The organism is Ktedonosporobacter rubrisoli (assembly GCF_004208415.1).
Taxonomy (GTDB): domain Bacteria; phylum Chloroflexota; class Ktedonobacteria; order Ktedonobacterales; family Ktedonobacteraceae; genus Ktedonosporobacter; species Ktedonosporobacter rubrisoli.
On the sequence record NZ_CP035758.1, the window covers coordinates 10,128,476 to 10,152,797 of the forward strand.

Here is a 24,322-nt window from a genome sequence, read left to right on the forward strand (position 1 = left end):
TATCCGCATCAATAACGTATTATAATAATTAGTTGGTCGAGGCTTCTCCGTTGCTTTTCTTATCTGGGCGTATCTCTAGCAGGCCATCAAGTTCAACTTTCTTAAAGTATACTGCCCGCTTGATTCCACGACGGTATTTCGTGATGCGACCTGCCTCTGCATATCGTTCGAGCGTTCGACGGGACACGCCTAAATAGTCGCACGCCTTTTGTGGAGTTAAATATTCATCCTCGTTCTGAGCCAAAGCTACACCTCTATCTAGCGTATGTCACTAATACTAACACGAGAGAAAAGCACCGTCAATACTTGGCAGTGATTGTCGATGCTTGACAACGAACTGCGATAATGTTATCTTTTCTATAGGCGTTAAGCGACAGTAATTGTATTAATATGTTACAAAGCGCCATGACAAGACTTCTATATGCGTTTTATTGTCAAGTATTGACATTGTTCGACAAGGAGGTTATTGAGCAACAAAAGCCATAAAAATACTAGCCTATCGTGTGCAAGACGATAGGCTAGCCAGTGGGACCGCCTGCAACTCTAGTGAAGTCCAACACGGCCCCTGAGAGAATCTACCTCAAGGGAGCCTAACACGTCAAGGAAGGTGAGTCATGTTACAGAAGACATATCAAACATGCTGCCAGTTAGGAACTCTCAAACATGAACCTCCAATGACCTCTTCATCACAGGAGGTTCAATGAACAAGGCAAAAGAAGCTGCATACAAGCAGATGAAGCGTGCCAATTGTTTGCACGGATATCATTGCTGGAAGCGCAATATTATCGTGCTGAAGGTAGGGAGTAAATGAGAGAGCAGCAAGGGATTACATCGAGTACCTTTATTCCACGTGCTAGCCGGGTAACAGAGGAACGAGCCTCGATGCATCATGCTGGTTTTACCAGCGGCATACATCCGGAGAGTGACCCTTATACAACCGACGAGCAATATGTTCACTCGCACCATGGACGGAAGAAAGGCCACTACGACCTGTATATACAGCCTTTGCCCACATCGACGCGCCGCTACCGCTCTACCACGCAACATAAGACTCTACCTCGTGTCCGAGGCTTTTATGCCCTACTGATTGGGGGCTCAATCATGGCAGGAGCACTCATTGCAACCCTTGTTCCACCTCTCTTTCAACGTATAAGTGATCAACTGACCTACGGCTACCCCAGGAGCTATCAAACCGATAGCAATGTTGGGCATTATGAGCACGCCAAAGATCCGCGCAGCCACTTTGTAGCTATAAACAATCATGGCTATATTGAAGTGGTTGAACTGCCTGAAGGCGTCCCAGACAAAGATGCGGTACCTCAGCTGTATCTGATTGCCTTGCCTGATAACCATCAGGCCGACCTTGCCCCAGTAACAATTACCTTTGAAGATATCAACGGGGACGGCAAGCCGGATATGGTGGTCTCGTGTAACAATACCACCTTTGTATATTACAACAACGGTACCACATTCAAGCAAAAGCTCTAGCGTCTTGAAGAAGGGGAAACAGATGCTTCTCCTTCTTTCTGATTAGGAGGAGATCACCCGTATGGATGAAGAAATCAGCAAAGCCCTTGAAGAAGCCTTGAACATCGTGCAGGAAAAGGCCAGGGAGCAGCCGACTCTCGCCCTCCCATTTGCCCAGGAACCCACCGAGCCACAGCACTCTCAAGAGCTATCAGCACCAGACCCCCAGGAGCCAGCGACCACAACCCAGGGAGAGAGCTCCCCTATAAACAGTCAGAGCTTCCCAAGGACCGCGCACCACTGGCTATGGATAGCAAGCCTTGCTGTAGGCATCAGCAGCTTGACGGCAATTACAGTATGGATACTGTTTCCTCTGTTTCGTCCAATGGCCATTGTCACAATCATTCCTATCGTGACAACGATCCAGACGAGCGCAACGATAAATGTACAAGGACGGGCATTAGCCACAGTGACGTTAAAACAGACACGTACTTTTCCGACAACGGGAACCGGCCACCAGGACGCCGAGTCAGCCCACGGGAGCGTGATCTTTTACAATGCAGCTCCCTCTACCCAAACAATACCAGCAGGCACCCTCTTAACGGGAGCAGACGGCGTACAGATCGTCACAGAGCAGGACGCGACGATACCAGCAGGCAACCTTGCCACTAATGGGCAGATTACCATTCCGGCTCAGGCAGTGCAGCCAGGACCAGCAGGCAATATCAAAGCTGGTGATCTCTACGGCCCGTGTTGCCGGGTCAATGTGTTTGTTGCCAACGGAGCCTTTAGCGGAGGACATAACCCCCGTATGTTCCCTCAAGTCACGCAAGCCGATCTCAGGAGTGCAACAACGACCTTACAAGCAGCCTTGATGCAGAGCATGATTGCGGCATTACAGGTGCAATTGCAGTCTGGGGAAGCGCTTGCTAGTCCAACCTGTCACACAACTACCAATAGCGATCATCAGGCTGGAGAGGAAGCAAGACAGGTCACGACGGCGATTACAGCGACCTGTACCAGTTTAGCCTACCGAACCCAGGACGTAGACGTGCAACTGAGGCAACGTTTGAGTACGCTCGCCCAACGGTTAGGAGATGGCTACATCCTGTCCAGTGATCCGCAAATTAGCATCCAGATGAGTAGGAGTGCGGGGACCCACTTGAGCATAGAGGCCAAGGGGCACGTCCAGCTTACCTATCAGTTTAGCCAGAACCAACTGGAGACGATCAAACGCACACTAGCAGGCATGGGCAAAGCGCAGGCAATCGCATGGCTTACTCATCAGAGAGGCGTGCAGGCTGTTTCTATAGAGATCATCGGCAATCATGTTACAACAATGCCACAGGATAGCGCAATCCGTTGCACAATTCTGTATGCACAGGCGTAGAGAGAGACGCGAGGCTACTGGAACTAGCCTCGCAACAACCCATAGAAAGGACAAATTTCAATGGGTAGCTACGAGTATTATCCGCTTGAGACTGGCGAAACCGCTTTATTGCCTCAAGAGACTGAGCTGGTCATCAATACCCGATCTGGGCATGCCCTACTCATTGATTGGGAGCGAAGAGTAGTGGGTGCAGAAATGTATTTTGCCCCATTTGAACTACCGCTTATCCAAATACTCCTCCATGCATGGCCTTCGTATGTCGAGTATAGCAAATGTATCCGAACGCTAATACCCGACCCTAGACTTGCTGAGCAATTTGTTCAGTGTATAGGAGCAGCACTAGAAACGCAAAACAAGCTAGTGCTCAACGTGGCTCTAGAGCCACTGCGAACCGTGCTGTATGGCTGCAATGAGCGCTTAAATGTGATAGGCCTTGAGATTGCAGCAGTATATGAGAGTGGCTACCTATTAACGAAGCGACACGAAAGAGACAACCAGGAGCATGAGTAATGGCTTCTACTAAAGGCAAAAAAATGAAGGGGGCCGCCCTGGCCCCCAGAGAGTAGCAATTTTTGATGCTGGTATCCCATTATAGTACCAGCTAGGTACAACGGCCAGCAGCCTTGTACGACTTGCCAGGACAGACCGAAGAAAAGACCGCAGAGGGAGACAATCAACTGGCTCTACAGGCGGATTTATCAATTGACAATTGGTTGTACAGCATGCATAGTTGAGTCTAGATAGGCATTCACCGTGCCAGCCAGAGTAGTAATATAATCTGCTCAACAGTTCGACAGGAGGACTTGATAACATGACGACAAATAATGACTACCCGTACTCCGACTTTAATCTTAGAGAAGCAAGGCGCCAGCAGCTCTTAACCATGTACAGCAAACATAGAGGAAAACGTGCATTATTACTTACCCGTGTCTCAACAGGAGGCCAAAGCCATGATGCACAGGAACGTGTGATTCGAGAAATGCTAATTGAATTGCTAGATTTACAGCTGGACGAAAAGCGTCATGTGAAACATAACACGTACACTGGACTGGACTACCGATATAACGAAGTCCTAGACGAGATACTAGACATGGCAGAAAACCATGAATTTGAGGTACTCTGCTTAGACGTGTTAGATCGAGGTTTAGGGCGTAAAGGAGTGAGCCGCGAAATATTCAGAGCGCAGTTAAGAGAGCTAGGAATTCATATTCTTACTACAGAGCCTAGCGATCATTCAGACGATGATAGCCTAGAGGGTCAGCTGATGCGTCTTCTGAAAGGGTATAAAGCAGAGGAAGAGATAAACGACTTTGTACGAAGATCGAAGAACGCAATCAGACATAAAGCTTTAGGTGAACCAGAGAAAGGCGTTCCCCCACAAGTTATCGGAAATGGTACGCGTTTTTATGGTTACAAGTTTGTGCTAAATTCACAGGGCAAACGTGGATTGCTTGAGCTCAATAACGATGTAGTTCTTGTAGATCGCAAGGGAGTTACATGGTCAGAGGTAAGGGTGATAGCCTTTGCCTTCAGATGTGCCAAGCGCCGCATACCGCTAAGAAGAATATGTCGGAGGCTAAATGCTATCGGAATCCCAGCACCAAGCATCAGTATAGGAAAAAAGTATAAGTCAAAGGGAATACAGGAGGCAAAGCCGATATGGCAAGTTGCAGTTTTGAGTAGGATGCTCAGGAACCGCCGTTTTAGTGGGAAGCACGTCGTTAATCAGTATCACACCGAGAGGGTACCTGGTAAGAAGTCAAGACGATATAGAAAGACTGCTCCAGAAAGCCAAATAATCGTACCTGTCCCTGGGATTGTTAGCGTAGAGTTACAAGAGGAAGTGATAGCAAACTTGCAAAGGAACCAGAAAGTGTCAAGGCGAAACAACAAGCAGTCCACGTTAACATTATTACGCGGCGGTTTAGGGAAATGTGGGAATTGCGGAAGGAACTTATCAACGCAAGTTAGATACAATTATTATAGAGGCGAGCGTATAAACGAGCCTGTTAACATTTACCGATGCAGTACTAAATCAAGTGGTACGCTGCATTGTTGCAAAGGCTGTTACTATTTTGCTTCAGTCCTAGACGAAGCTGTCTGGAAGAAGGCGCTTGAAATCATCGAAAAGCCTTCCATAGTAGACGAAGCTATAGAGAGAAGGAAAACAAGCGATCCAACTGCGAGCAGAAGAAGGCAGATCAGCAAAAAAATTGCTGAAATCAGAACTGAGCGCGACAATTTACAAACAAATCTTTTAAGATTAATTAGAGAGCAGAAATTAGATCGAAATACTGAGGACGTACTTACAAATCGCTTGAAAGATTTAGATCGGGAAGAGAAAGACTATCATAGTGAGCTCTTAGATGATGAAAAGATATATAGAGAATGGACTAAGGCGCAGGAAGATTTAGAAAAAATTCGTAAAAGATGCGCACGAGAACGCGAAAGAATGAGCGATCCTAACTATAAGCCATCGTATCAAACAAAGCGAGATTTTGTAGAATTACTCGGCATCACTGTTACACTATGGGAGAAAGGTCATAACCCAAGATATAAAATTAGTGTAAATTCTGATGACATTGCGGTACAACTCCGGTCGAGATAGTGAAAGCTCTAATGGCGGGGCGAAAACCGCTTGTATCGCTACCGATAAAGGTTGGGCGCAGCTTGAGCGTGGCGCCGCGCTGCTCCAGGACGCGACGATACGTAAGCAAGAGCGGCTCGTCGGAGCCAATGGTATAGCCAGTTGAATGCGTGTTAAATGTTATCTCAACTTGCCCTCCGAACTGGCTTGCAGCTTGCTCAAAAGCCTTGCGGATGGCTTGCTTGTAATGCTCAAGACGAGCAGCAGGCTCAAAGCTGCGTATCTCGCCTTCAAGCGTAACTGTCGCAGGTATAGCGTTGCGTGCCGTGCCGCCCGTGATACTACCAATATTGATACGCGTCTGGTCATCGGCCAGGGAGCCATGCGGATATTTTGCGGCGCGGAATATCTCTAAGGCGTTCACTGTAGAAGAGAGATCCTTGCCGGGATGGCCGGTTCGGCCGCTGATCTTTACCTTGAAGGCTTCATAAGCTGCCCCCTGCGAGACCACCGTACCAGCTTCGAAAGCGTTATCGAAAATGAGGCCATCGCTGACAGCGAGTGCCGAGTTATCAAAGTGAGAAGCTCCGCATAGCCCTGTCTCTTCCTGCACCGTGAAAACGATGACCAACGGAGGGTGAGCTTTTTGCTGCTCCACTGTGCGTCGCAGCACTTCAAGAATAATAGCCAGCCCTGCCGCGTCATCTGCGCCAAGATTCGTTGTTCCATCGCTATAAAGAATGCCAGCGCGCAAAACTGGCTCATGGCCCAGCCCGGGAGGCACGCGATCCATATGCGCATTGAGCAAAAGCGGTTTCCCGGTTCCTGGTAGGGTTGCAATGAGATTTCCCGTGTCGTCGACATGAGGAGTCAGGCCCAGTTCCGTGAGCTGCTGTTCTAGATAGCGCCGCACGTGTTCTTCGTGACCCGAAGTGCTGGGTATGCGAATAATCTCAACCAGGGTAGAATAGAGACGGTTAGCGTGTATCGACATGGTAATGATCTCCAGGTCAGGTGAACTTTCCTCAATTATAACAGAGATAGCCTGTTTAGCCGCTAGAATTTGCGTCCCGAATCTCATAGGGTTTGGGACGCAATTTTGCTCAGCAGAGCGCGCTTAAAAATGCTGTCGCAGCTCCGAAAACGCATGGAGGGTCAACAGATGGCCATTGCCCTCATGGCGTACATCTTGTATCTCCATATCCCAGGTATGTGGGTGTGGGATAAATACAGCATTGAAGCCGGCCGCAAGGGCCGGATTAATATCCGAACGTGGAGAGTTTCCGATCATCCAGCTTCGCTCTGGAAGCAGAGCAAATTTCTGAATCAAGTCCTTGTAGGTCTCGACGTTCTTCTCGGCCACGACAATTATATGCTCGAAGTAATCTGCAAGTCCGGAATTATCGAGCTTGAGCCGCTGCTCATCCTGATCCCCTTTGGTGAGTACTGCCAGCATGTGACGAGGCGCTAGATATTCGAGTGTCTCTTTTACACCATCTATCAGCTGCATAGGGTGACGTTGGATCTGTTCGCCGAAGGTCTTGATGCGCTCCAGTGCCTCAGTGGTAACATCCCGCTCACAGAGACGCCTGTATGCCTTTTGCAAGCGGTGGATAAAGCTTGCCGTGCCATAGCCCTGAGTTAATTCAACTTCATTGATGACTGCCCGAATCTCGTGGGGTGAGAGAGAAGAGTGATCGAGGAATTCAATGAATGCTTCGGTGGCGTGCTCAAAATAGATATTATTTTCCCAGAGTGTATCATCAGCGTCGATGAATAAATGCTGTCGCATAAAATCCCCTCTACTAGATAAAAAAGATAAAATTGTTGTTAAGACCAGAAAATAGGGAGTCTGCTGCCGTAATCAATGTTGGCTTAAATTGAGCTCTTCTAAAGATTGTAGTATATTTTCGCCAAAGCCTTAATTTGCTCCACTCTCTAGTGCTTTCTCAGTCCTCGTGTGACGAAAGCATCGCCTGCGGCTGCGGCACAAGGAGGGAATGGAACGTTGCCTCCAAGCCCCAGTCAAGGACCGCGATTCCTCGCGCGGCGCCCCTTTGACCATCCCGCTTGTTTCACTCATTACGTAAACCTTGACAGACGATTAGAACGCGCTGGAACATTTGAGGAGCGCTAAGCTTTGCCGGCTTTTCCTTCTTGCAATAGCTTGCAGGTGTGCAGCCGAGATATGCTTTATTGTAGCTGAAGATATTTATGTATGTCTACTGGATAGAGGAGAGAATACAGATATCGAGAAGATGAATTTTTGTGTTGATTGTGTCAAGAAGCGTGTTGCTATTATATTGCTGATTGTCTCAGCCTATCAGTTCAGCTATAATAGAAGTTGGAGAGCATTACAGGCTTCACCCCGCTGCGTCAGTAGCGTCAGCCGTACCGCATGTAATTCGATCACCATCCAAGGTAGAGGGGGACTTTTCGTGCATGTCTCGTAGCTCAACAGCATTGATGGGTACGCCAGATGAATTATTCCATTGGATACCGGGTGAAATGGTTGTGATCGTTCGTTTGCCTCAGCTGCCTGCTGATGACACGCAAGACGTGTTGATTGAGCAGGTTCGGACTCAATTGAACGAGTTTCTTGCCCAGTATAGTCTTAGTCTAGAGCCGTACGGTACTTATGGAAGGTGGGAAGAGAATCCTTCGATGCCACCTGTACGGCGTCGCTCCTTCATCTTTGGCGTACATCATAAACAGCCATTCATCGCGATCTTTTTTCATACGCGCCATGCGGACCCAACTGTGCGCGATCCGTTGCCGATGGCCTTATCGTATCTTCAAGCCCATCTTGAGCATTTAGCGCAGGCAGGATTGCGCGTGGTCTCGGCGATGCCAAACTGGCTAGTAACGGCAGCGCCGTCTTATTATAGTGAGGGGGGGCCAGCTGCGCCACCAGGTCCGGCGCCATCGCTGGATGTGCCTACCCCGACAAATGCCTTGATAGGCTGGCATTTAGGATTGGTAGATCAATATATTCCATTACATGCCGGTGGTGGAGAAGATGTAATGATCGCGATTCTTGATACTGCGCACCATCCCGATCGTATACGTAGCGCAGCCAGCCGTCCCGAATTGCGTCGCAACTGGCTGCTACAGCGCCTGGCGGCCGATTTGCGTAATGAAGATGGCTCTTTTGAGATTGATTATGATCGCTATGTGCTAACAAATGATGTACGCACCGGACGCAACGACTATAATGACTTGCGCTATTACTTAATGCCCGATCACGGCCTTGCGCTGGCCGGTTTAGTGCGTGATCTGGCTCCGCGGGCGCGAATCCGCTTGATTCGTATTTTGAATGATTTTGGTGGTGGAGATCTCTATGGTCTGTTTGCCGCCTTAACCGATCTGGAAAGAGAGATGGTTTCGGGCTCTATTCGCCACCTGATAATTAATCTCAGCCTGACCATTATGCCGGATATCCGCCGCTTGCCCTACATCTGGTTTGATCATCGCCAATGGCCCACGACCCAGTTGCCCGGCGTTATGCGTGTGCTCAACCATATTGAGGAAGGATTGCGCCTCTTATTTAGCTGCTTGTATGAGCAGGGCATCCTTGTTGTGGCTGCAGCTGGAAATGACTCGCTCAATGTTGGGCAGCCGCAAGGACCACGCCCGCCCCGGGCTCCTGCCCGTTACGAGACCACGCTAGCTGTGAGTTCAGTCAATAGCCGATTTCTGCCATCAAGTTTTTCTAATGCGGCAAATGTGCCTCCCATTGGGAGCGGAGTTGCTACCTTTGGCGGTGATGTGGCAGGCGTACTTGATGAAAATGCCTTGCCTGACGCCGTACGGGTAGTATATATTTCACCAAATTTTCCCGGCGGAGAACAGAATAGCGCTGGCTGGGCAGACTGGCGCGGAACCTCATTTGCTACGCCTATCATAAGTGCCCTGGCCGCGCATCTCATGGCTCAGAAATGGTCAGCTTCCAACATCATCACGCGCCTGACGGCCGGATTGGATAGTCCCGATACAATGCTATTTGGCTCTGTACCAGATGCTCCGGCATTACTTGGGAATATTATTCGTGTGCAGCAACGTTTTAGCTTATGAGGCTTGCCTTGACGCTTCATTTTTTGTAGGATATAATACGCTCAAGCGCAAGCATGAAGAACGTCTAATACATATCTAGAGAGTAGTTACGGGGCAAAGTGGTTTGCCCTTGGAGAGGTGAACATTCATGATCGAGCAGAACCAGCAATCGGCGGTCGAAACAAGCGTCATCTCTATGACACCAATTGCGGCAGATAAAGTACGTGAACTTTTAGCGCAGGAAAATGATCCCGCTCTTGGTCTGCGCGTCTTCGTCGCCGGTGGAGGTTGCTCTGGTCTCCAATACGGTATGACCCTCGATGAAGAGCAAGAGGGCGATACGGTTATTAACGTTGGAGACTTCAAGGTTTTTGTTGATGAGATGAGCCTGACCTACATCACTGGTAGTGAAGTAGATTATGTCGATAGCCTGATGGCGGCTGGCTTTACTGTCAACAATCCTAATGCAGTGTCAAGCTGTGGCTGTGGACATTCGTTCAGGACCGCTGACGGTGGTGGCGAGGCGCGCGGGTGCGCGTGCGGCCACTAGGTGCTAACCTGAGCTGCGCTTAATTTCATCTCATTCTCGTGTTTTGGTATGAGAGGAAAAAGGGTTTCTGCTGACGTAATATCAATGAGTCACAGAAACCTTTTCTTTTCTTTTCCCTTACAGAAGGAGTGTACATGAGACAACGTGTTGCTCATAGACCCCACTATCGTACAATGCGCCAGTTTTTCTGCCCTCCCTCTCACGCGCAGCGAAAATTCTTTCATACCCGTTGGATGTATCGTCGCCAGCAGTTGCATTATGAGAAGCATCCTCTGGGCTATGGCCTCTCTCTGATCCCTTTGCCCACTTCCCTGCTGAGGCAGCGTTGGCTCTAATACAACGAGTACGATAAAAGAAAGAAAAAAAGTAGGCATCGAGAAGATAGATTATCTCATGCCTACTTTGCTTTCTCTACTCGCCGGTCTCGCTGGCAGGGCTGCTAAGCGGCTCCGTCAATATGCGCCTGACAAGTCCAGGCATGTCACTGCTGAACTTTGAGTTTGCGATGACCTTCTTTGCTCCTGCCTGCAGAGCTTTCGCACGTGCCTCTAAGTCCATGTGTGAGCCGAAGGCCAACACCGGTACATTGTGGGCACGCGCGCTGCGGATAGCCGCTTCCCAGTCGACCCCTTTAATGGCAATATTGATGATCGTCAGGGCTGGAGGAGCTTCCTGTGTCGAGGCCAGGCGCTGCTCCAGGGCTTCAAGCGTACGTACTGTTGTGACCTCCATATCGTGACGCTGCAATGTATCGCGAATTCTTACAGCAAAAAAAAGATCTTTTTCTAGGGCGAGGATAGGTGTTGCCACTGCCTTTTTAGTCCTCCGAGCGCTCGTAGACGGGACGGCGGAAGCGATCCCCTAACTCCTGGTTAATAATGTCAAGATTCATATAGAGATCTGGCGTAAGGATATGATGTGTCCCGTTACAATAGGGCTTATCGCACTTCTTGGCATGGCTTGTCTCAAATATCAGGTTCCCATCTTCAACAGTTAGCCAGATGTGCTTACGCGAGTAGCCATCTCCCCATTTGAGGATGAGCCCATCTTTGTATTCGTCGAAGCGTCCCTGGCCATAGAGATAGTCCCTATTAAACATATTGAGAACCTGCCGAACGCGGCTGGCGTTGATGACGCGCGCAACTTCGGCAGACATTTGCGTTGTTGCCTCCGGGGCCAAATCTTCTTTAGGTATTTCAAGAGCTCGTGACGAATGTTGCTCTTCACGAATCATTTGCTGGATCATCTGGCCTTCTTCATCGCTTAGGCCATGTCCCTGACCAAGGATAGGGCCCTTACCAGATGGTCTTGATGTATTTTCAGGGTTGTAGGCATCGGACACGATACTACTGCCTTTCTATTAAATGTCGCTTCTCTTTACATGAGTTTGCTTATCCTTGTAGAAACCTCACTCATTATATACCATATATGGAGGTGCCAGCGGAGCGGGAGTGTTCCTATGGCTCAGCTCCTTTGAGCGGGCGGGTCTGCCTGCTGCACTTTGCTCACGAGGCCCGACAAGCTTCAGGGCTTATACGTCAGTTTGCCAGAGCCGCTCGACTTTTGGGCCGCTCTCCGCCAACGTGATGCGAAAGACATCAGGGTTAGTCATATGGTACCAGGTCTCAAAGCCTATGTTTTGATCGAAATGCTTGAGTAATAAGGTGCTTAAATTGCCGTGGGAGACAAGGACGCTGACCTGGCAGGGCTGCTGGAGGATATCCGTAACGGCAGCAACTGCCCGCGCAGTTGCCTCGCGGCTGGATTCTCCTCCGACGAAGCGCAGATCTAGATCGCTAAAAGTAGCCCGTAGAGCGCCTAACCAGTCGGCAAGAGGCGTGATGCTGAGTACTCTTTCGATTAAACGATCGTCGGTTTCGATCTCCAACCGTAGCTCTCTGGCTAAGGGCTCGACCGATTGGATAGCGCGTGTAAATGGACTGGAGACGATGCGCTCGATTGAAGTCTGAGCCAGAAACCTGGCCAGCGCGGCGGCCTGCGTTCTCCCTGTGGCCGTGAGTGGGGCATCTGGCTGTTGCCCCTCGGCCTGACAATGCCTGATAATATAGAGGATCTTTTGCATAGTGCTTATTTGCTAGCTCCTGAGAAATGTTTTTGGCAATAGTAGTTTCAACTGCTAAGAGTTAGTATAGTATGGATTGATGCCTGTTATGAAGAGGATGCCTGAACAAATTCCGGTGATCGTGGTTGACGATACCCCTGTGAAGCTGCGCGGAATTGCTGAATTTGTTGGAGAGACTTCGACACTGCAGCTTTATGCCCAGCTTACGAAGCCTGCTGAAGCTATGAAGCTGATAGAAACTATTTGTCAGGAGCAGGCCCAGAGCCCGACTTTAGCCGGTTGGCTCGTTTTGCTGGATCTGCACCTTGGTAGCACAAATGGCCTGGAACTGGGAAGAGGACTGCTTGAACTGGCTCCCGATCTGCGCATTGTTATCTATACCCAGGATGCGAGCTGGACGCTGGCCGCCGAAATATTTCGCCATGAGTACCCACAGCGCCGTAATGCACAGAAGAGAGATAAGCGGGCCAGCGCGGCCGGACTGCACGGCTATGCCCTTTTTGCCAATCTGGAGCCGCGCTATCTTGATCAGATTGCCACAGCTGTTGTCGTGCGTAGGGGAAACTTTATCGACCCTGACGTCTTGAGATATTTACTCAAGCGCCTACAAGGACGAAGATTAACGCCGCGTCAGGAAGAATGTGCAGCGCTCATCGCGCAGGGCCTGAGCAATGACGAAATCGCCTTGCGCATGGGCTTTTTGCATGGAAGAGGAAAGGCGAATGTTGGGCCTGTAGAGAACCTGGTAAGCGAGCTTTATCTGTTCTTTGCCATTGCCGGAGCCCCGGCTGATCCAGGCAGGCGCGTTTTGTTATCACAGGCCTATGAGGCGTATATAGGGTGGCGGCAAGATCCAGCAGAGCTATAAGCAAGTAACAAAGGCTAGATGAAATTTACTTTTTACAGGAGCGTGAGCTATGCGCCCGGAAGGCGGGATTCTTGTAAAGGACCGGATAGTGGCATAAGGACGGCTGGCGGTAGGGGGATGCTCAATTTGACGATGGTACCATGCTCATCCTGGGGGCGAAGAACTGAACTGATAAGCAAATTGCCTCCCGCCTCGCGAGTCTTCAGTTTAGCCTTAAAGAGGCTGGTTTTTGCTAAAGGAGTTGTTCTGGTATCGAAGCCTCGCCCGTCGTCAAGGATATACACCTCCAATGCACTATTGACATATTGAGTGCGAATCTCGGCCAGGGTCGCTCCTGCATGGTTATAGATATTGAGCAGGGCTTGCGTTACAGTATAAGAGATTGCTTCGGCAATTTTTGCCCCTTCTTCGGTCTCTTCTAGACTCGTGCTTAGCACATCGAGGGCGCGTAGATCTGCCTGTATGTGTAGGGGAGATTCTGGATGCAGGGCCGGCAGATCTTCCCGAATCAGCTTCTCTAGATGGAGTTTCAAGCCCAGACTACGCCGTTGATAGACATCTTCCACAAGCAATTGCAGGCCCCGAAGATCGCTTTCTAGTTCTTCACTGATGCGTCGCACTTTCCCTAATGCCTCGATAACTGGCTGTGCGCTAACTTTTCCCGCCTCGTCTCGCTCAGCTTCAACGCGCAATTTATGGAGCCAGTGACCTAGCAAAGAGCGAATACGCAGGGCCTGTTGCCTGGGCTGATCGTGAATGCGTTGAGAAAGGATAGAGCGCAAATGGGCATCGGCCTGAAGCAGGAGCGAAGTGGCATGCTTGAGCTCATCATTAGTCTTGCCCAATTCCCCTGCGGTTTTTTGCAATTCGTCGAGGGCCTCCTCGCGCTCCTCTAAAGTAATATGCAAACGATTGATTAAGCGTAACGAGCGGATGGCATAGAGCAGGACGAGCGGGTAGACGGCGGCCAGCAGGTAGAACATTGGGAGCGGCAAAAGGGGGCTGCCAAAGAGGAAAATTGGTAATACACCAAGGAAGAAGCCAAGGCCAATGCTTCCTACCCAGAGCGTGAGAAGGTCACCAATACGTTGACGGATTGGGGGCGAGATGAGGCCTTCGCCGGCTTCATGTTCTGCAGTATGCCTGAAGGGAAGAAGGTGTCCCAGGCGTAGTAGCGAATAGATGCCTATGCAGAAGCTGATGCTTCCACCGAGGACCGCGTAGCCGAGCCCCAGGATAAGGTTTGTCCGGGTTGGGATATGTCCGCCAGTGAAGACGAAGGCTCCCCATTCATAAATGACGAGCAGGAGTACAGGGAGATAAGGGAGCCCATCGGTGAGCAGGTGTGGACGGCGCGTAGGGCGAAACTCTTCGGGGCGATAGAGTAGGCTAAGGTGGATAAAAGCGGCTCCCAGAAGCGCGAAAGACGGTACCCAGAGAAACTGAAAGATGGCGTCTGGCGTGGCTGCTTGCTGGACATTTCCCCAATGGCTATAGAGTAAGAGCAGCATGGCAATCGGCAGCAAGGTCAGGCCTTCGACTGCTCCATTCCAGTCTTTTGATCTTGCTAACAGCAGGCCTCCCGCGATTAGCCAGCATATGCCAGCGAGCAGGGTCAGGCCATAACTCTGCCACCACATATCCAGGGTAAAGGTGGCTGTGGGGCGTGCGAGCGTGTAATGTACGTCGTCATGAGCGATAGTATAGGTGATGGTAGATTTATCTGTAGCGTGCTGATAAGTAGCGGTGAGCCCGGTTTCTGCTGGAATATGATTGGCGGTAACGATATACTCGCTGCTGGTAAGCGATGTGGCTTTGACTTCAAATGCTGGCAGTTGAGATGGCGTAGAAACGACGACAATCTTTCCGTCTACATTGGCCCAGAAAAAGCCGCCAAATGTTTTGCCTACTTCGTGGAGCAAACGAAAATGGCCTACCGCACTTATGGCAAGTAGGGCAATTGCAACAGCTAGATAAAGTAAGGTTACCCGCGTGCGTAGCTGTCGCCACCAGCTATTCGTTGTGTTAGAAGAAATTGACACCTTGTAGTCTAACATTTCTCAACCGCTGAGCGCAAGATGGAAAGCAGTAAGCAAAACCATTGCCGAGAGCAACATATTTTATCAATCACCTGACTGCAGGATCGCTTCGGTGATTCTAAAGTGTAGCTTGGCCACGCGCCCCAGGGCTTCCTGTCCAAGTTGGCTGACAATCTTGCGCCCAACAGAGACAATATCCGGATTCGAAGCTCCCTTGGGCAAAACGAAGCCTATGGCGAGAGAAAGCTCTTGCAACTGACGCACGAATTCGGCACGCGCTACAATAGAGGCTGCGGCAACAGCTATGTCATCTTCAGCTTTAGGGCGCTGCTCAACGCTTATCTGACAGCCCGCTTGTCCCAGAGCGTACTCTAATAACGCAGCGTTAGCGAATTGATCAACAAGTGCAAGGTTGCATTTGCTCTTTTGTTGGACGGCTTGTAGGGCCTGCGCATGAGCCTGGGCCAGAAGCTGATTCAGATTGCGAACCTGGCTGTATAGTTGGTTATAACGCTCGGGAGGGTAGGCCACGATGCTGCAGTAGCCGTGACAGATCTGCTTAATCTTTTCAGCTAAGGGAAGGGTGGCCTTGTCAGCCAGAAGTTTGCTGTCGCGCACTCTTAGCTCTTGTAGCTGTGCTATGCGCGGCGTATCTACATAGATAGCAGCGATGACAAGTGGGCCAAAATAATCGCCCTTCCCCGCTTCATCGCTCCCTATATGAGCCTGTCCAGCTATGTGCTGAGAAGGTGAGCTTTCTGCGAAGGTAAGCTGAGCAGCCATGTTCGCCGTGGCTGTCGGTTTTGCGGAACTCTGCTGTTCATTGCGCCAGGCATTAAGGGCATTCTGTAATGGACCAGCCTTGCCCTGAACTAGCATTTTGCCAGACGAGTAAATATTGAGCGCATTTTGGTTGCGCCCATCACTGATCTCTAGCTGATAGCCATAGGCAATCTCTTTCTCGGCCCTGATGGACCAACCCTTTTCTGCAATATAGGCGCGCAGAGCAGCTAATGTAGTTTGCAAATTATCTTCTTTCATTGGACCTTTCAGCCTGGCTATCCAGGTAATATTTGTTACCATTGACAGTGTACTATAGAGATCAAGAGCGCCTGAGCTCAAAATAGTAGCTAAGATCCTTGCTATAGTTTTTGGCGATTTAAGCTGTTGACTTACGTAAAGTCCATTTCTATACTAAAGTTAGTAGCTGAGTAAATGGTTAGCAAAGTTCTAAGGAAAGTGAGCATTCTATGTCGCTAGTCTATGTCTTTGACGTAAACGAAACGCTGCTGGATTTGAAGGCATTAGATCCATACTTCGAGCAGCGTTTTGGGAGCGCTGCCTTGCGCAGTGTCTGGTTTGGGCAAATGCTTCAATCCGCTCTGGTTGCTACGATTACCAATGTGTACGCTGATTTTGGGGCTCTGGGCGTAGCTGCTCTTAGTATGCTTGCTGAACGTCAGCATATCCAGATCTCTGAGCAGGATCGGCAAGCGCTACGGGACGGCATGCAACATTTGCCCTCACATCCCGATGTGCCTGGCGGTTTAGCTATGCTGCGCCAGGCTGGTTTGCGCCTGGCGGCCTTGACCAATTCGACAGCCCAGGTTGGCGAGGCTCAGCTAACAAATTCTGGCCTGCGCGATTACTTTGAGCAGGTTCTCTCGGCTGATACCGTCAAGCGCTTAAAACCTGCGCAGGAGCCCTATCATATGGCTGCTGAGCGCTTGGGAGTGAGTATTGAAAAGGTATGCCTGGTAGCTGCGCACTCCTGGGACATCGCGGGGGCATTGCGTGCAGGTTGCCAGGCCGCATTTATTGCGCGCCCGGGAATGGTACTTGATCCATTGGTGGAACGGCCTGCGATTGTGGGTGCGAATCTACAAGAGGTCGCTACCAAGATCTTAGCGCGCGAGCAGATTGTCCACTGATAATTGTAGCTTGCTAGGAGAATTCTCCAGCCAGGGAGAGAGAGCGGCTGTACCCTCCCTCCCTTTGCGCCGTTCCTCTTGCCAAACTCCCCCTTCCGTGCTATCTTCGTACGTATGATCTAATATTTTTGTGCAGCGTAGGAGACCTGTTATGGCGCAAGAGGAAACCGAGGCAAATCCTCAGCGGAGCGTGCTATTGCGGCGCGCGTACGAGCTATTGGAGAGCCTGGGTCAACCGGTAAGCGAGGACCTGTTAATCAGGCATATTTTTGGGGTCAATGATACGAGTAGCCAGGGCGCTTTGTGGACTCTGCTCTTGCGTCAAACCTTAAAGCATTCTGCGCTTTTTGAAGAGATTGAGCCGCCTGGCGAGGAGCAGGAAAAGTCCTGGGCGCTTTCAGCCTGGCGTAGCACGCAGCAGCCACTTGAGCGCACCGAATTTGTTGTGCTGGATATTGAAACTACAGGCTTTCGACCCGGTTCGGCCCGTATTATCGAGCTGGCGGCTGTACGTTTACGTGGTGGCGAGAGTGTCGACGCGTTTCAGTGCTTGATAAATCCTGGTCGTCGTATTCCCCCCTTTATTCAAAAGTTTACAGGGATTACCCCGGATATGCTGGCGGATGCCCCTGCTATTAGTGAAATCTTTGCCGATTTTTTGCAATTTATTGAAGGGGCTACGCTTGTTGGGCATAATGTCGGCTTCGATATGGGCTTTCTTGCCTATGAGGCACAATTGCTGGGACATGCATTTCCTCTTGAAGCTCTGGATACTATTCCGCTGGCTCGTCGCTTCTTGCCAGGCTTGAAGCGCTTTAAGCTCGACTATGTTGCGCAACATCTGCACATCCCTCCGACGAATCGGCATCGGGCCATGGGCGATGCGAAAGTGACGGCAGCCGTTTTTGTGCACTTGCTAGAACTGGCCCGGCAGCAAGGCATAACCACGCTGGGCCATCTGCGTACGCGCCTCCAGCTGCCTGTGACATGGAGTGGCGATATTGCTCAGGTGCACGTGTCGAGAAAGAGTCCCATGCGCGCCGATAGCCAGCTGAGCTCTGCTGCTGTCGCCTCGCGTCCAAACGGCAATCTTTTTCTCAATCCCGCCTGGAAACAGACTTTCCCTACTCAGCCAGGAGTTTATCTGATGAAGGATGCTGAAGGGAATGTCATCTATGTAGGCAAAGCTAAGTGCCTGAAGGATAGGCTTTCTTCCTATTACAGCCAGCCCCTGGGCTATACGCGTAAGATGGATGGTCTGCTGCAGAATATCAAAGAGATCGAGACCCGTGTTCTGGGCTCGGAACTGGAAGCCTTGCTGGTTGAGTCGCGCCTGATCAAAGAGCTCCAGCCCATGTATAATGTGCAGTTGCGCAACTATGAGCTCTATCCTTTTATTAAAATAGATATCCAGCATCCCTTTCCGCGCATCTATGCCACGCGCGAGGTTGCCGCGGATGGTGCACGCTATTTCGGGCCCTTTCGCAGCAGGCGTGTTGTGGACCTGACAATTGAGCTTGTCGAAAAGATATTTTCAGTGCGAACCTGTACGCGTGGTTTGCCTCCGCATGCGGCTCCGTCTGAGCCCTGTCTGCGCTTGCACCTGGGACGTTGCCTGGCTCCCTGTCGGGGAGACGTTGATCCAGCCGCGTATCGTCAGATCATTACACAAGTTTGTGAATTCCTTGGAGGCGAGAGCGAGGATTTGTTGGATCGTTTGCGCCGCCAGATGTTTGAAGCTGCGCAGCAGTTAAATTTTGAGCGTGCTGCCTGGCTGCGCGATATTGTGCGTAGCGCCGATGAGGTGCTTATTGGCCAGCGGCTCATCACAGGAGCTGTTGAGGCCAATAACCTCTTTATCGTCTATCCCTCAGCGCACGAGGGATATAACGAAATATTCCTGATTCGGCACGGGCGTCTGGTCCGACAGCGCTGCATAGTCCACGAAGCGGCAGCCATGAAAGAAGCAATCTGCGAACTGCTGACGCTGGCGGCCGAGCTGGGAGAGCCGCCGGGAGTTGTGAGCAAGGCCGAAGTCGATCAGATCAACATTATTAGTCGCTGGATACACCATCATAGCGCTGATCGCGCCTTCTTTCCGTTTCAGCAAGCTCTACTTGAGGGCCAGGCACCTCAAGAGGTAGCGGAGCGAGTGTGGACTGAGATAGATGCGGTTCGCTCTATTTCGTCAGAGCTGGAAGAAGAGCGGGATGCTATCAGTGAAGATTCGGACTTCTTTTAAGCCGGCTCCTGGATAGTGGGAGCGTAGGCATACAGGCAGCGGGGGTACCATTGTACCTCCTGGCCCACTTGAGCAAGCGGGCGACCCAGGGCGCGATAATATATTTTCCCTATGGTAGTCTCTAGATCGTACTCTGTCTGTGAGCCTTGATATTCTATTCGCGCGATAGTTGCCGCAATTCCAGCTCTGGCAGGTGGATTGCCTGTTATGATCTCTCCCCACTCAGGCCGCAGCATAAACACTACATCTGAGCCCGGCTGGCAGCTCTTGTTAAGCAATTTAACAGTGTAGCGCTGCTCCTCAATCGTCACCTCTGCGTTTCCTGCATCCAGGTTTGCCTCAAGACGACCGGGCAAGAGCGTATAAAGGCCGCATAAACCAGCGATCTCTTGTGTTGCCGGGCATTCATAGATATCCATAGGGCGGCCCAACTGCTCTATATGGCCGCTCTGTAAGATCATGACCCGATCAGCCACGGCGAAGGCTTCGCGCACATCATGGGTCACGTATAGGGCCGCAACTTGAGATTCTTGTTGCTGGCGGCGGATCTCCTGGGCGAAGCTGGCCTTCAGAGCCGAATCAAGATTGGCTGTAGGCTCGTCAAATAAAAAGAGGCGCGGCTGTGCGGCCAGGGCACGAGCTAAGCCGACGCGTTGCTGTTGTCCACCCGAAAGCTCAGAGGGATAGCGTGTCGCATAAGCCTCAAGGTCCAGGCGGGCCAGCATTGTCGAAGCCTGTTTCTGGGATATGGCCTTGCTCATTCCCTGCCTGCGCAAGGGGAAGGCCACATTTTCTAAAACGCTCATGTGCGGCCAGAGAGCATATGATTGAAATACCATACCAAGATGACGTTTTTCCGGGGCTTGGACCGCCCCTGGCTGGGAGACGAGTTCACCGGCGAGGTAAATGCTGCCCTTTTCGGGCGCAAGAAAGCCAGCAATCGTATTGAGCAGGGTAGTTTTTCCGGAGCCGGAAGCTCCAAGAATGGCCAATAGCTCTCCTGGATAGAGCTCAAAGGTAATCTCATGAAGGACCGGCTGCTGATCCAGCGTGACCGAAAGATCTTTAACGGCAAGGATAGCTTCTGCTTGAGTTATTTCTGCTCTAGCATGTTGTTTTGCTACGTATTTCATATACTCTTTTTCTCCTCTAGCTTGCGGGATTGCCTTCCCGCCGTAAGAACCAGAAGACTCACCACCATCAACAGCGTGAGCAAGACGCCTATCGTTGCCGTGGTCGCCGCGTCGCCTCCTTCCTCAGCATTTAGCACGGCAATTGCCAGGGTCTCGGTGCCGGGAGCATAGAGCAGGCTGGACATTGTAAGTTCGTAGATGCTGTTAATAAAGACAAGGACACCACAGGCCAGTGCCGTGCCGCCTAGTTGTGGCCAGATCCCGACCAGATAGGCCTGGAAGGGTCGGGCTCCGAAGAGACGTCCTGCACGCACGCGACTTGCCTCGATCTGCGTGCGCGTTGCGGCTATCGGCTCGGCAAGGCCCCAGAACTTGGCAAGATACGCCAGAAAGATGATAGCGAACGTACCATAGAGCCACTTGCCATAGGCGATAGTGGTAGCGACGCCAATAACCGACCCTGGTATGGCATAGGGAAGCCAGGCCAGGCGCGTGAGGATTCTTCCCCAGCGGCTCTTGTGCGACCATTCGGCTCCGCTCAGTCCAACCGCGACGATGACCAGGGCGGCCAGGGCAGCGAGGAGCAGGCTATGAACGATAGCTGTGGCAGTGCTCTCTTGCAGGGTATCTACAATGTGGGCCAGCGTCAAGTTTTGCGGAAGAGGTGCCAGGCCATAAGATGTGGTCAAGCTCGTCAGAACGAGGGCAATAAAAGGAATAATCGTGACGACCAGGGTATAAACCAGCAAGGCTACCTGACCGATCCCGCGCAGAACCTGGCCCTCTTTCCTCTGACGTGCTTGGGGCAGCGCCGCATACGTGATAAGGCTATGTCCACTCTCGAAGCGTTGTAAGGCGAGTAAGACGAGCAAGCTACCGAGAGCCAGAACCAGGGACAGAGCCATGGCGATGGAAAAGCTGTCAGGCGTGCTCGTAAAGGAGAGCTCCTGGTAGATCTGGGTGGTAGCTGTAAGAAAATGGGCTGGAATGCCCAGGACGAGCGGAATGCCAAAATCGCCAGCATTGAGGGCGAATACAAGCCCGGTAGCCGCGATGAGGGCCGGCCGTAGAGCGGGCCAGACCACGCTGACAAAGGCTTCCCAACGCCTGGCGCCATGGATGCGAGCCGCCTCAATGGGCCGGGGATCGAGGCGGGCTAGAGTTGCTGAGAGGATGATATAGGTGAGAGGTGCGCTGTGGACTGCAAGCAAAACAATCACTCCTAGGGGTCCATAGAGCCAGGGAAATGTCTGGTGTAGAACGTAATCGCTAAGGCCTCCACGGGCGTAGGCTTGCAGCCAGGAGAAGGCTCCTACAAAAGGTGGAATAAACAGTGGGAGCAAGGCTGCAAGGTGCCACCAGCGTTGCCAGCGTGCTGGAATGCTGTTCACAATCAATGCGCTGGCAACACCAATGATGTGCGCAAGCAGTGTCGAGGCTACAGTTACCTCAACGGTATTTGCGAGCGGCTGCAAGGTATCTGGCTGCCCTAGCACCCTTATAACGCTGCTACCATTCTCGACTACCGTTATGATCAGGATCAGCAGGGGAAGCAAAACAACCCCTGCCAGGATCACCATAGCAAAGAGGATAAGCCGATATGCGACAGAATTACCTGGGCGGCTTACCTGCAAAGGAATGGTGGTTTTTACGTTCATTGGGCTTTGGCAAAGATGGCATGGAACTGTTCTAAGAGCGAGGTGCGCTTCTGCACTATCTGTGACCAGTCCACGCTAGCGAGTTTCGTATGTGCCGGTATCATGCTAGAGCTGCCCAGGGCGGGAGCATATCCCAGTTGCTCCACGGCTGCCTGTCCCCCGGAACTGAAGAGCCAGTCTACGAACTTGTGGGAGAGGGCGTTTTCATGGCCGGCCACGATACTCACCGGAGCGGGAACAGGGATAGCACCGTCCGAGGGCCAGACGACCTCAATTGGCGAACCTTTGGCCAGAAGAGCCCTGACAACGCTATCAAGCGTGATGCCTATGTTCACGCGCCCGGCTGCTACATCGGTTCCCACAGTGTTAGTAGACTGAACAGTTATCGCGTTATTTTTCTTCAGATTAGAAAAATATGACCAGTTGTAGGTTTGTGAAAGATAGCCAACCATGCCCAGGGTTGTGCCCGAGTAAGCCGGATCACCCAGCTCTACTTGATTTTGATATTTGCCGGAAGTCAGATCCTGCCAGGAGCTTGGAACTGGCAATGACATGCCCTTGTGATAGATGATCACATTGTTGAAGCTAAAGGCTCCCGACCAGTGGGCGTCCTGAAACGAGGCAGGCAATTGAGAGGCGTTGGTGGGCTTGTAAGAGGCCAGGATCTGCTGTTCGTCAAGGCCCGGCATTGCTGTGGGATCGGCTAGCAAAAGAACGTCTGCATGCAGGCTTCCCGCAGCTTTCTCCGCCTTGATGCGCGTGAGTAAAGCCCCGGTACCACCTGTGACGACGGTAACCTTGCTGCCCGGTGCATAACTCTCAAAGGCTTTTGCTAGCAGTTTCCCGTTGGCCTCGGTTAAGGCTGCGTAAACTGTGAGCGAGGTTGGCGTACTGGCGTTGGTAGAAGCTGGCGTGGAACCTGTACTACCACAGCTAGTAAAGATAAGAAGAATAACAAATAGTGCTGGAAATAGGCTAAGACGTGTAAAGAATTTCAACGATTTACTCTCTTTCCGCCAGCCATAAAATGGCTCTGTAGAGGAGCTGGGCTGAACATGCCTTCACAATTACAGGGCGGTCAGCTGGACTCATGAGTGGCATTACGTTTTGCTGATTGTAGATCTTACTATAGAGGAATATTGCTAATGCTGCGTTAAGGCGAGGTAAAATCAGCCTTAATATAGGTGTGAGGTGTACACTTACTAGGCAAAGATGGCACAACTATCTGGCAGCTGGCGAAAATATTCGTATAAACTACCGGTTCATCATCTTCTCATCTGTCTCTCCCTATAATAGAGTGCAGCATTCGCCTTGTAGGGAGATAGCGGTTCTTATCTCAATAAGGCCTATGCTCTCAGGAAAACATGTACAATGGATCTCTCGCGAAGTACCACGCTCTTTACTGTACGTGCTTTCCACAGTCTTTGAAGAAATCGAGAGTAAGGAAGATGTAGCAACATATGAATACGCCTTCGTTTCAAAAGCACCATAATGCGGATACCAGCACTCCTGGTTCCATTCCCCAACCTTTCTCTACTGCCACTCGGGCCCTGAGAAAGGTCCCCGAAGTCACCATTTACTTCTGGATTGTGAAGTTGCTAACAACGGCTATGGGTGAGGCAGCTTCTGACTACCTGGTCTTTCACATCGACCCTTATCTTGCCGTCGCTCTTGGTGGTATTGGCCTGCTTGTTTTATTAGTTCTGCAGCTTTCCATACGTCGCTATGTGACCTGGATCTACTGGTTCACTGTCGTGATGGTTGCAATCTTTGGTACCATGGCCGCCGATGTCGTTCATGTGGTCCTGGATGTGCCCTATCTGGCTTCTACTCTGTTCTTTGCGCTTGTGCTGGCCGTGATCTTCATTATCTGGTACGCAAGCGAACGAACCTTATCCATTCACAGTGTGGCGACACGTCGTCGTGAACTGTTTTATTGGGCCACCATTATGGCCACTTTTGCCCTTGGCACTGCAGTCGGGGATCTGACAGCCGCGACGCTTGGCCTGGGCTATCTTGCCTCCGGGGTCCTGTTTGCAGCTTTGTTTGCGCTCCCAGCTCTTGGCTACTTTTTGTTTGGCCTCAATGATATTGTGGCCTTCTGGTTTGCCTATATCATTACTCGACCGCTGGGCGCATCGTTTGCAGACTGGTTTGGCAAGTCTTCCCTGGGTGGTCTTGGGCTTGGTGATGCAAAAGTTGCCCTGGTTCTAACAGCTTTGATCGTCGGTTTTGTCATCTATTTGACCATCACCCACAAGGAGATCAAGGGCGGTAAGGGCTAAAGGGAACGAGAGCGAGGAAACCGCAGAGCAGGGAAA

General features: G+C 51.0%; 22 protein-coding genes. 11 read left to right on the top strand and 11 right to left on the bottom strand.

All coding sequences use genetic code 11. From position 1 onward, the window contains the following. Nucleotides 1-28: 28 nt before the first annotated feature. Nucleotides 29-244, bottom strand: coding sequence for a helix-turn-helix transcriptional regulator (locus tag EPA93_RS51220; RefSeq protein ID WP_129893524.1), 216 nt, complete (start codon nt 242-244; stop codon nt 29-31). 563 nt (nt 245-807) lie between these two features. Here EPA93_RS51220 and EPA93_RS43365 point away from each other — a divergent pair. The 4 genes from EPA93_RS43365 to EPA93_RS43380 all read left to right on the top strand — a co-directional run bounded on the left by EPA93_RS43365 (nt 808) and on the right by EPA93_RS43380 (nt 5,465). Continuing rightward, nucleotides 808-1,488: an FG-GAP repeat domain-containing protein gene (locus EPA93_RS43365; protein WP_129893525.1), complete on the top strand. Its 681-nt coding sequence runs from the start codon at nt 808-810 to the stop codon at nt 1,486-1,488. A 61-nt stretch (nt 1,489-1,549) separates the two neighbouring features. Next, nucleotides 1,550-2,857, top strand: a complete 1,308-nt coding sequence (locus tag EPA93_RS43370) for a baseplate J/gp47 family protein (protein ID WP_129893526.1) — start codon at nt 1,550-1,552, stop codon at nt 2,855-2,857. 60 nt (nt 2,858-2,917) lie between these two features. Then, nucleotides 2,918-3,367 carry a hypothetical protein gene (locus EPA93_RS43375; RefSeq protein ID WP_129893527.1) on the top strand — a complete coding sequence of 150 codons (450 nt, stop codon included), beginning with the start codon at nt 2,918-2,920 and terminating at the stop codon, nt 3,365-3,367. 301 nt (nt 3,368-3,668) lie between these two features. Continuing rightward, nucleotides 3,669-5,465 (top strand): recombinase family protein, encoded by a 1,797-nt coding sequence (locus EPA93_RS43380; RefSeq protein WP_129893528.1) that lies wholly within the window; start codon nt 3,669-3,671, stop codon nt 5,463-5,465. Here the strand turns inward: EPA93_RS43380 and EPA93_RS43385 are convergent. After that, complete coding sequence (locus tag EPA93_RS43385; protein WP_165423784.1) at nt 5,419-6,438, bottom strand: M20/M25/M40 family metallo-hydrolase; 1,020 nt, start codon at nt 6,436-6,438, stop codon at nt 5,419-5,421. The two genes, EPA93_RS43380 and EPA93_RS43385, sit on opposite strands and share 47 nt — an antisense overlap. A gap of 123 nt (nt 6,439-6,561) precedes the next feature. Next, nucleotides 6,562-7,236 carry an HAD family hydrolase gene (locus EPA93_RS43390; RefSeq protein ID WP_129893530.1) on the bottom strand — a complete coding sequence of 225 codons (675 nt, stop codon included), beginning with the start codon at nt 7,234-7,236 and terminating at the stop codon, nt 6,562-6,564. A gap of 650 nt (nt 7,237-7,886) precedes the next feature. Here EPA93_RS43390 and EPA93_RS43395 point away from each other — a divergent pair. From EPA93_RS43395 to EPA93_RS43405, 3 genes are all read left to right on the top strand, one after another. After that, entirely contained in the window at nt 7,887-9,518 is a 1,632-nt protein-coding gene (locus EPA93_RS43395) for a S8 family peptidase (protein ID WP_129893531.1), read from the top strand. Nucleotides 9,519-9,645: 127 nt separating this feature from the next. Next, nucleotides 9,646-10,047, top strand: coding sequence for an iron-sulfur cluster insertion protein ErpA (erpA, locus tag EPA93_RS43400; protein WP_165423785.1), 402 nt, complete (start codon nt 9,646-9,648; stop codon nt 10,045-10,047). Between the two features lie 134 nt (nt 10,048-10,181). Then, nucleotides 10,182-10,382, top strand: a complete 201-nt coding sequence (locus tag EPA93_RS43405; protein WP_129893532.1) for a hypothetical protein — start codon at nt 10,182-10,184, stop codon at nt 10,380-10,382. Between the two features lie 76 nt (nt 10,383-10,458). On the opposite strand, the gene EPA93_RS43410 is transcribed toward EPA93_RS43405, so the two are convergent. The 3 genes from EPA93_RS43410 to EPA93_RS43420 all read right to left on the bottom strand — a co-directional run bounded on the left by EPA93_RS43410 (nt 10,459) and on the right by EPA93_RS43420 (nt 12,130). Beyond that, nucleotides 10,459-10,857, bottom strand: a complete 399-nt coding sequence (locus EPA93_RS43410) for a PleD family two-component system response regulator (RefSeq protein WP_129893533.1) — start codon at nt 10,855-10,857, stop codon at nt 10,459-10,461. A 7-nt stretch (nt 10,858-10,864) separates the two neighbouring features. Then, nucleotides 10,865-11,389 carry a hypothetical protein gene (locus tag EPA93_RS43415; RefSeq protein WP_129893534.1) on the bottom strand — a complete coding sequence of 175 codons (525 nt, stop codon included), beginning with the start codon at nt 11,387-11,389 and terminating at the stop codon, nt 10,865-10,867. Nucleotides 11,390-11,578: 189 nt separating this feature from the next. Further along, nucleotides 11,579-12,130, bottom strand: coding sequence for a histidine phosphatase family protein (locus EPA93_RS43420; RefSeq protein ID WP_129893535.1), 552 nt, complete (start codon nt 12,128-12,130; stop codon nt 11,579-11,581). A gap of 88 nt (nt 12,131-12,218) precedes the next feature. Here EPA93_RS43420 and EPA93_RS43425 point away from each other — a divergent pair, with 88 nt between their 5' ends. Continuing rightward, nucleotides 12,219-12,998 (top strand): response regulator transcription factor, encoded by a 780-nt coding sequence (locus EPA93_RS43425; protein ID WP_165423786.1) that lies wholly within the window; start codon nt 12,219-12,221, stop codon nt 12,996-12,998. 47 nt (nt 12,999-13,045) lie between these two features. Here the strand turns inward: EPA93_RS43425 and EPA93_RS43430 are convergent, their stop codons facing one another. Both EPA93_RS43430 and rnhC read right to left on the bottom strand, forming a co-directional pair. Then, a complete protein-coding gene (locus EPA93_RS43430; RefSeq protein WP_129893537.1) occupies nt 13,046-15,040 on the bottom strand; it encodes a sensor histidine kinase in 1,995 nt (664 codons plus the stop codon). 81 nt (nt 15,041-15,121) lie between these two features. Then, a complete protein-coding gene (gene rnhC, locus EPA93_RS43435; RefSeq protein ID WP_207229355.1) occupies nt 15,122-16,063 on the bottom strand; it encodes a ribonuclease HIII in 942 nt (313 codons plus the stop codon). A gap of 224 nt (nt 16,064-16,287) precedes the next feature. Between rnhC and EPA93_RS43440 the strand changes: the two genes are divergently transcribed. After that, nucleotides 16,288-16,968 (top strand): haloacid dehalogenase type II, encoded by a 681-nt coding sequence (locus tag EPA93_RS43440; RefSeq protein ID WP_129893538.1) that lies wholly within the window; start codon nt 16,288-16,290, stop codon nt 16,966-16,968. Between the two features lie 151 nt (nt 16,969-17,119). Continuing rightward, on the top strand, nt 17,120-19,210 hold the full coding sequence (locus EPA93_RS43445) for an exonuclease domain-containing protein (RefSeq protein WP_129893539.1): 2,091 nt from the start codon (nt 17,120-17,122) through the stop codon (nt 19,208-19,210). Here the strand turns inward: EPA93_RS43445 and EPA93_RS43450 are convergent. The 3 genes from EPA93_RS43450 to EPA93_RS43460 are packed head-to-tail and all read right to left on the bottom strand — an operon-like array spanning nt 19,207 to nt 22,999. Then, nucleotides 19,207-20,343 carry an ABC transporter ATP-binding protein gene (locus tag EPA93_RS43450; protein ID WP_129893540.1) on the bottom strand — a complete coding sequence of 379 codons (1,137 nt, stop codon included), beginning with the start codon at nt 20,341-20,343 and terminating at the stop codon, nt 19,207-19,209. The genes EPA93_RS43445 and EPA93_RS43450 overlap by 4 nt on opposite strands. Continuing rightward, nucleotides 20,340-22,001, bottom strand: a complete 1,662-nt coding sequence (locus tag EPA93_RS43455) for an ABC transporter permease (protein WP_129893541.1) — start codon at nt 21,999-22,001, stop codon at nt 20,340-20,342. Before EPA93_RS43455 ends, EPA93_RS43450 begins: the two co-directional genes overlap by 4 nt. Beyond that, nucleotides 21,998-22,999, bottom strand: coding sequence for an extracellular solute-binding protein (locus tag EPA93_RS43460; RefSeq protein WP_129893542.1), 1,002 nt, complete (start codon nt 22,997-22,999; stop codon nt 21,998-22,000). The genes EPA93_RS43455 and EPA93_RS43460 overlap by 4 nt, the downstream gene beginning before the upstream one ends. 462 nt (nt 23,000-23,461) lie before the next feature. Between EPA93_RS43460 and EPA93_RS43465 the strand changes: the two genes are divergently transcribed. Beyond that, nucleotides 23,462-24,286 (top strand): COG4705 family protein, encoded by an 825-nt coding sequence (locus EPA93_RS43465; RefSeq protein ID WP_129893543.1) that lies wholly within the window; start codon nt 23,462-23,464, stop codon nt 24,284-24,286. Nucleotides 24,287-24,322 lie beyond the last annotated feature (36 nt).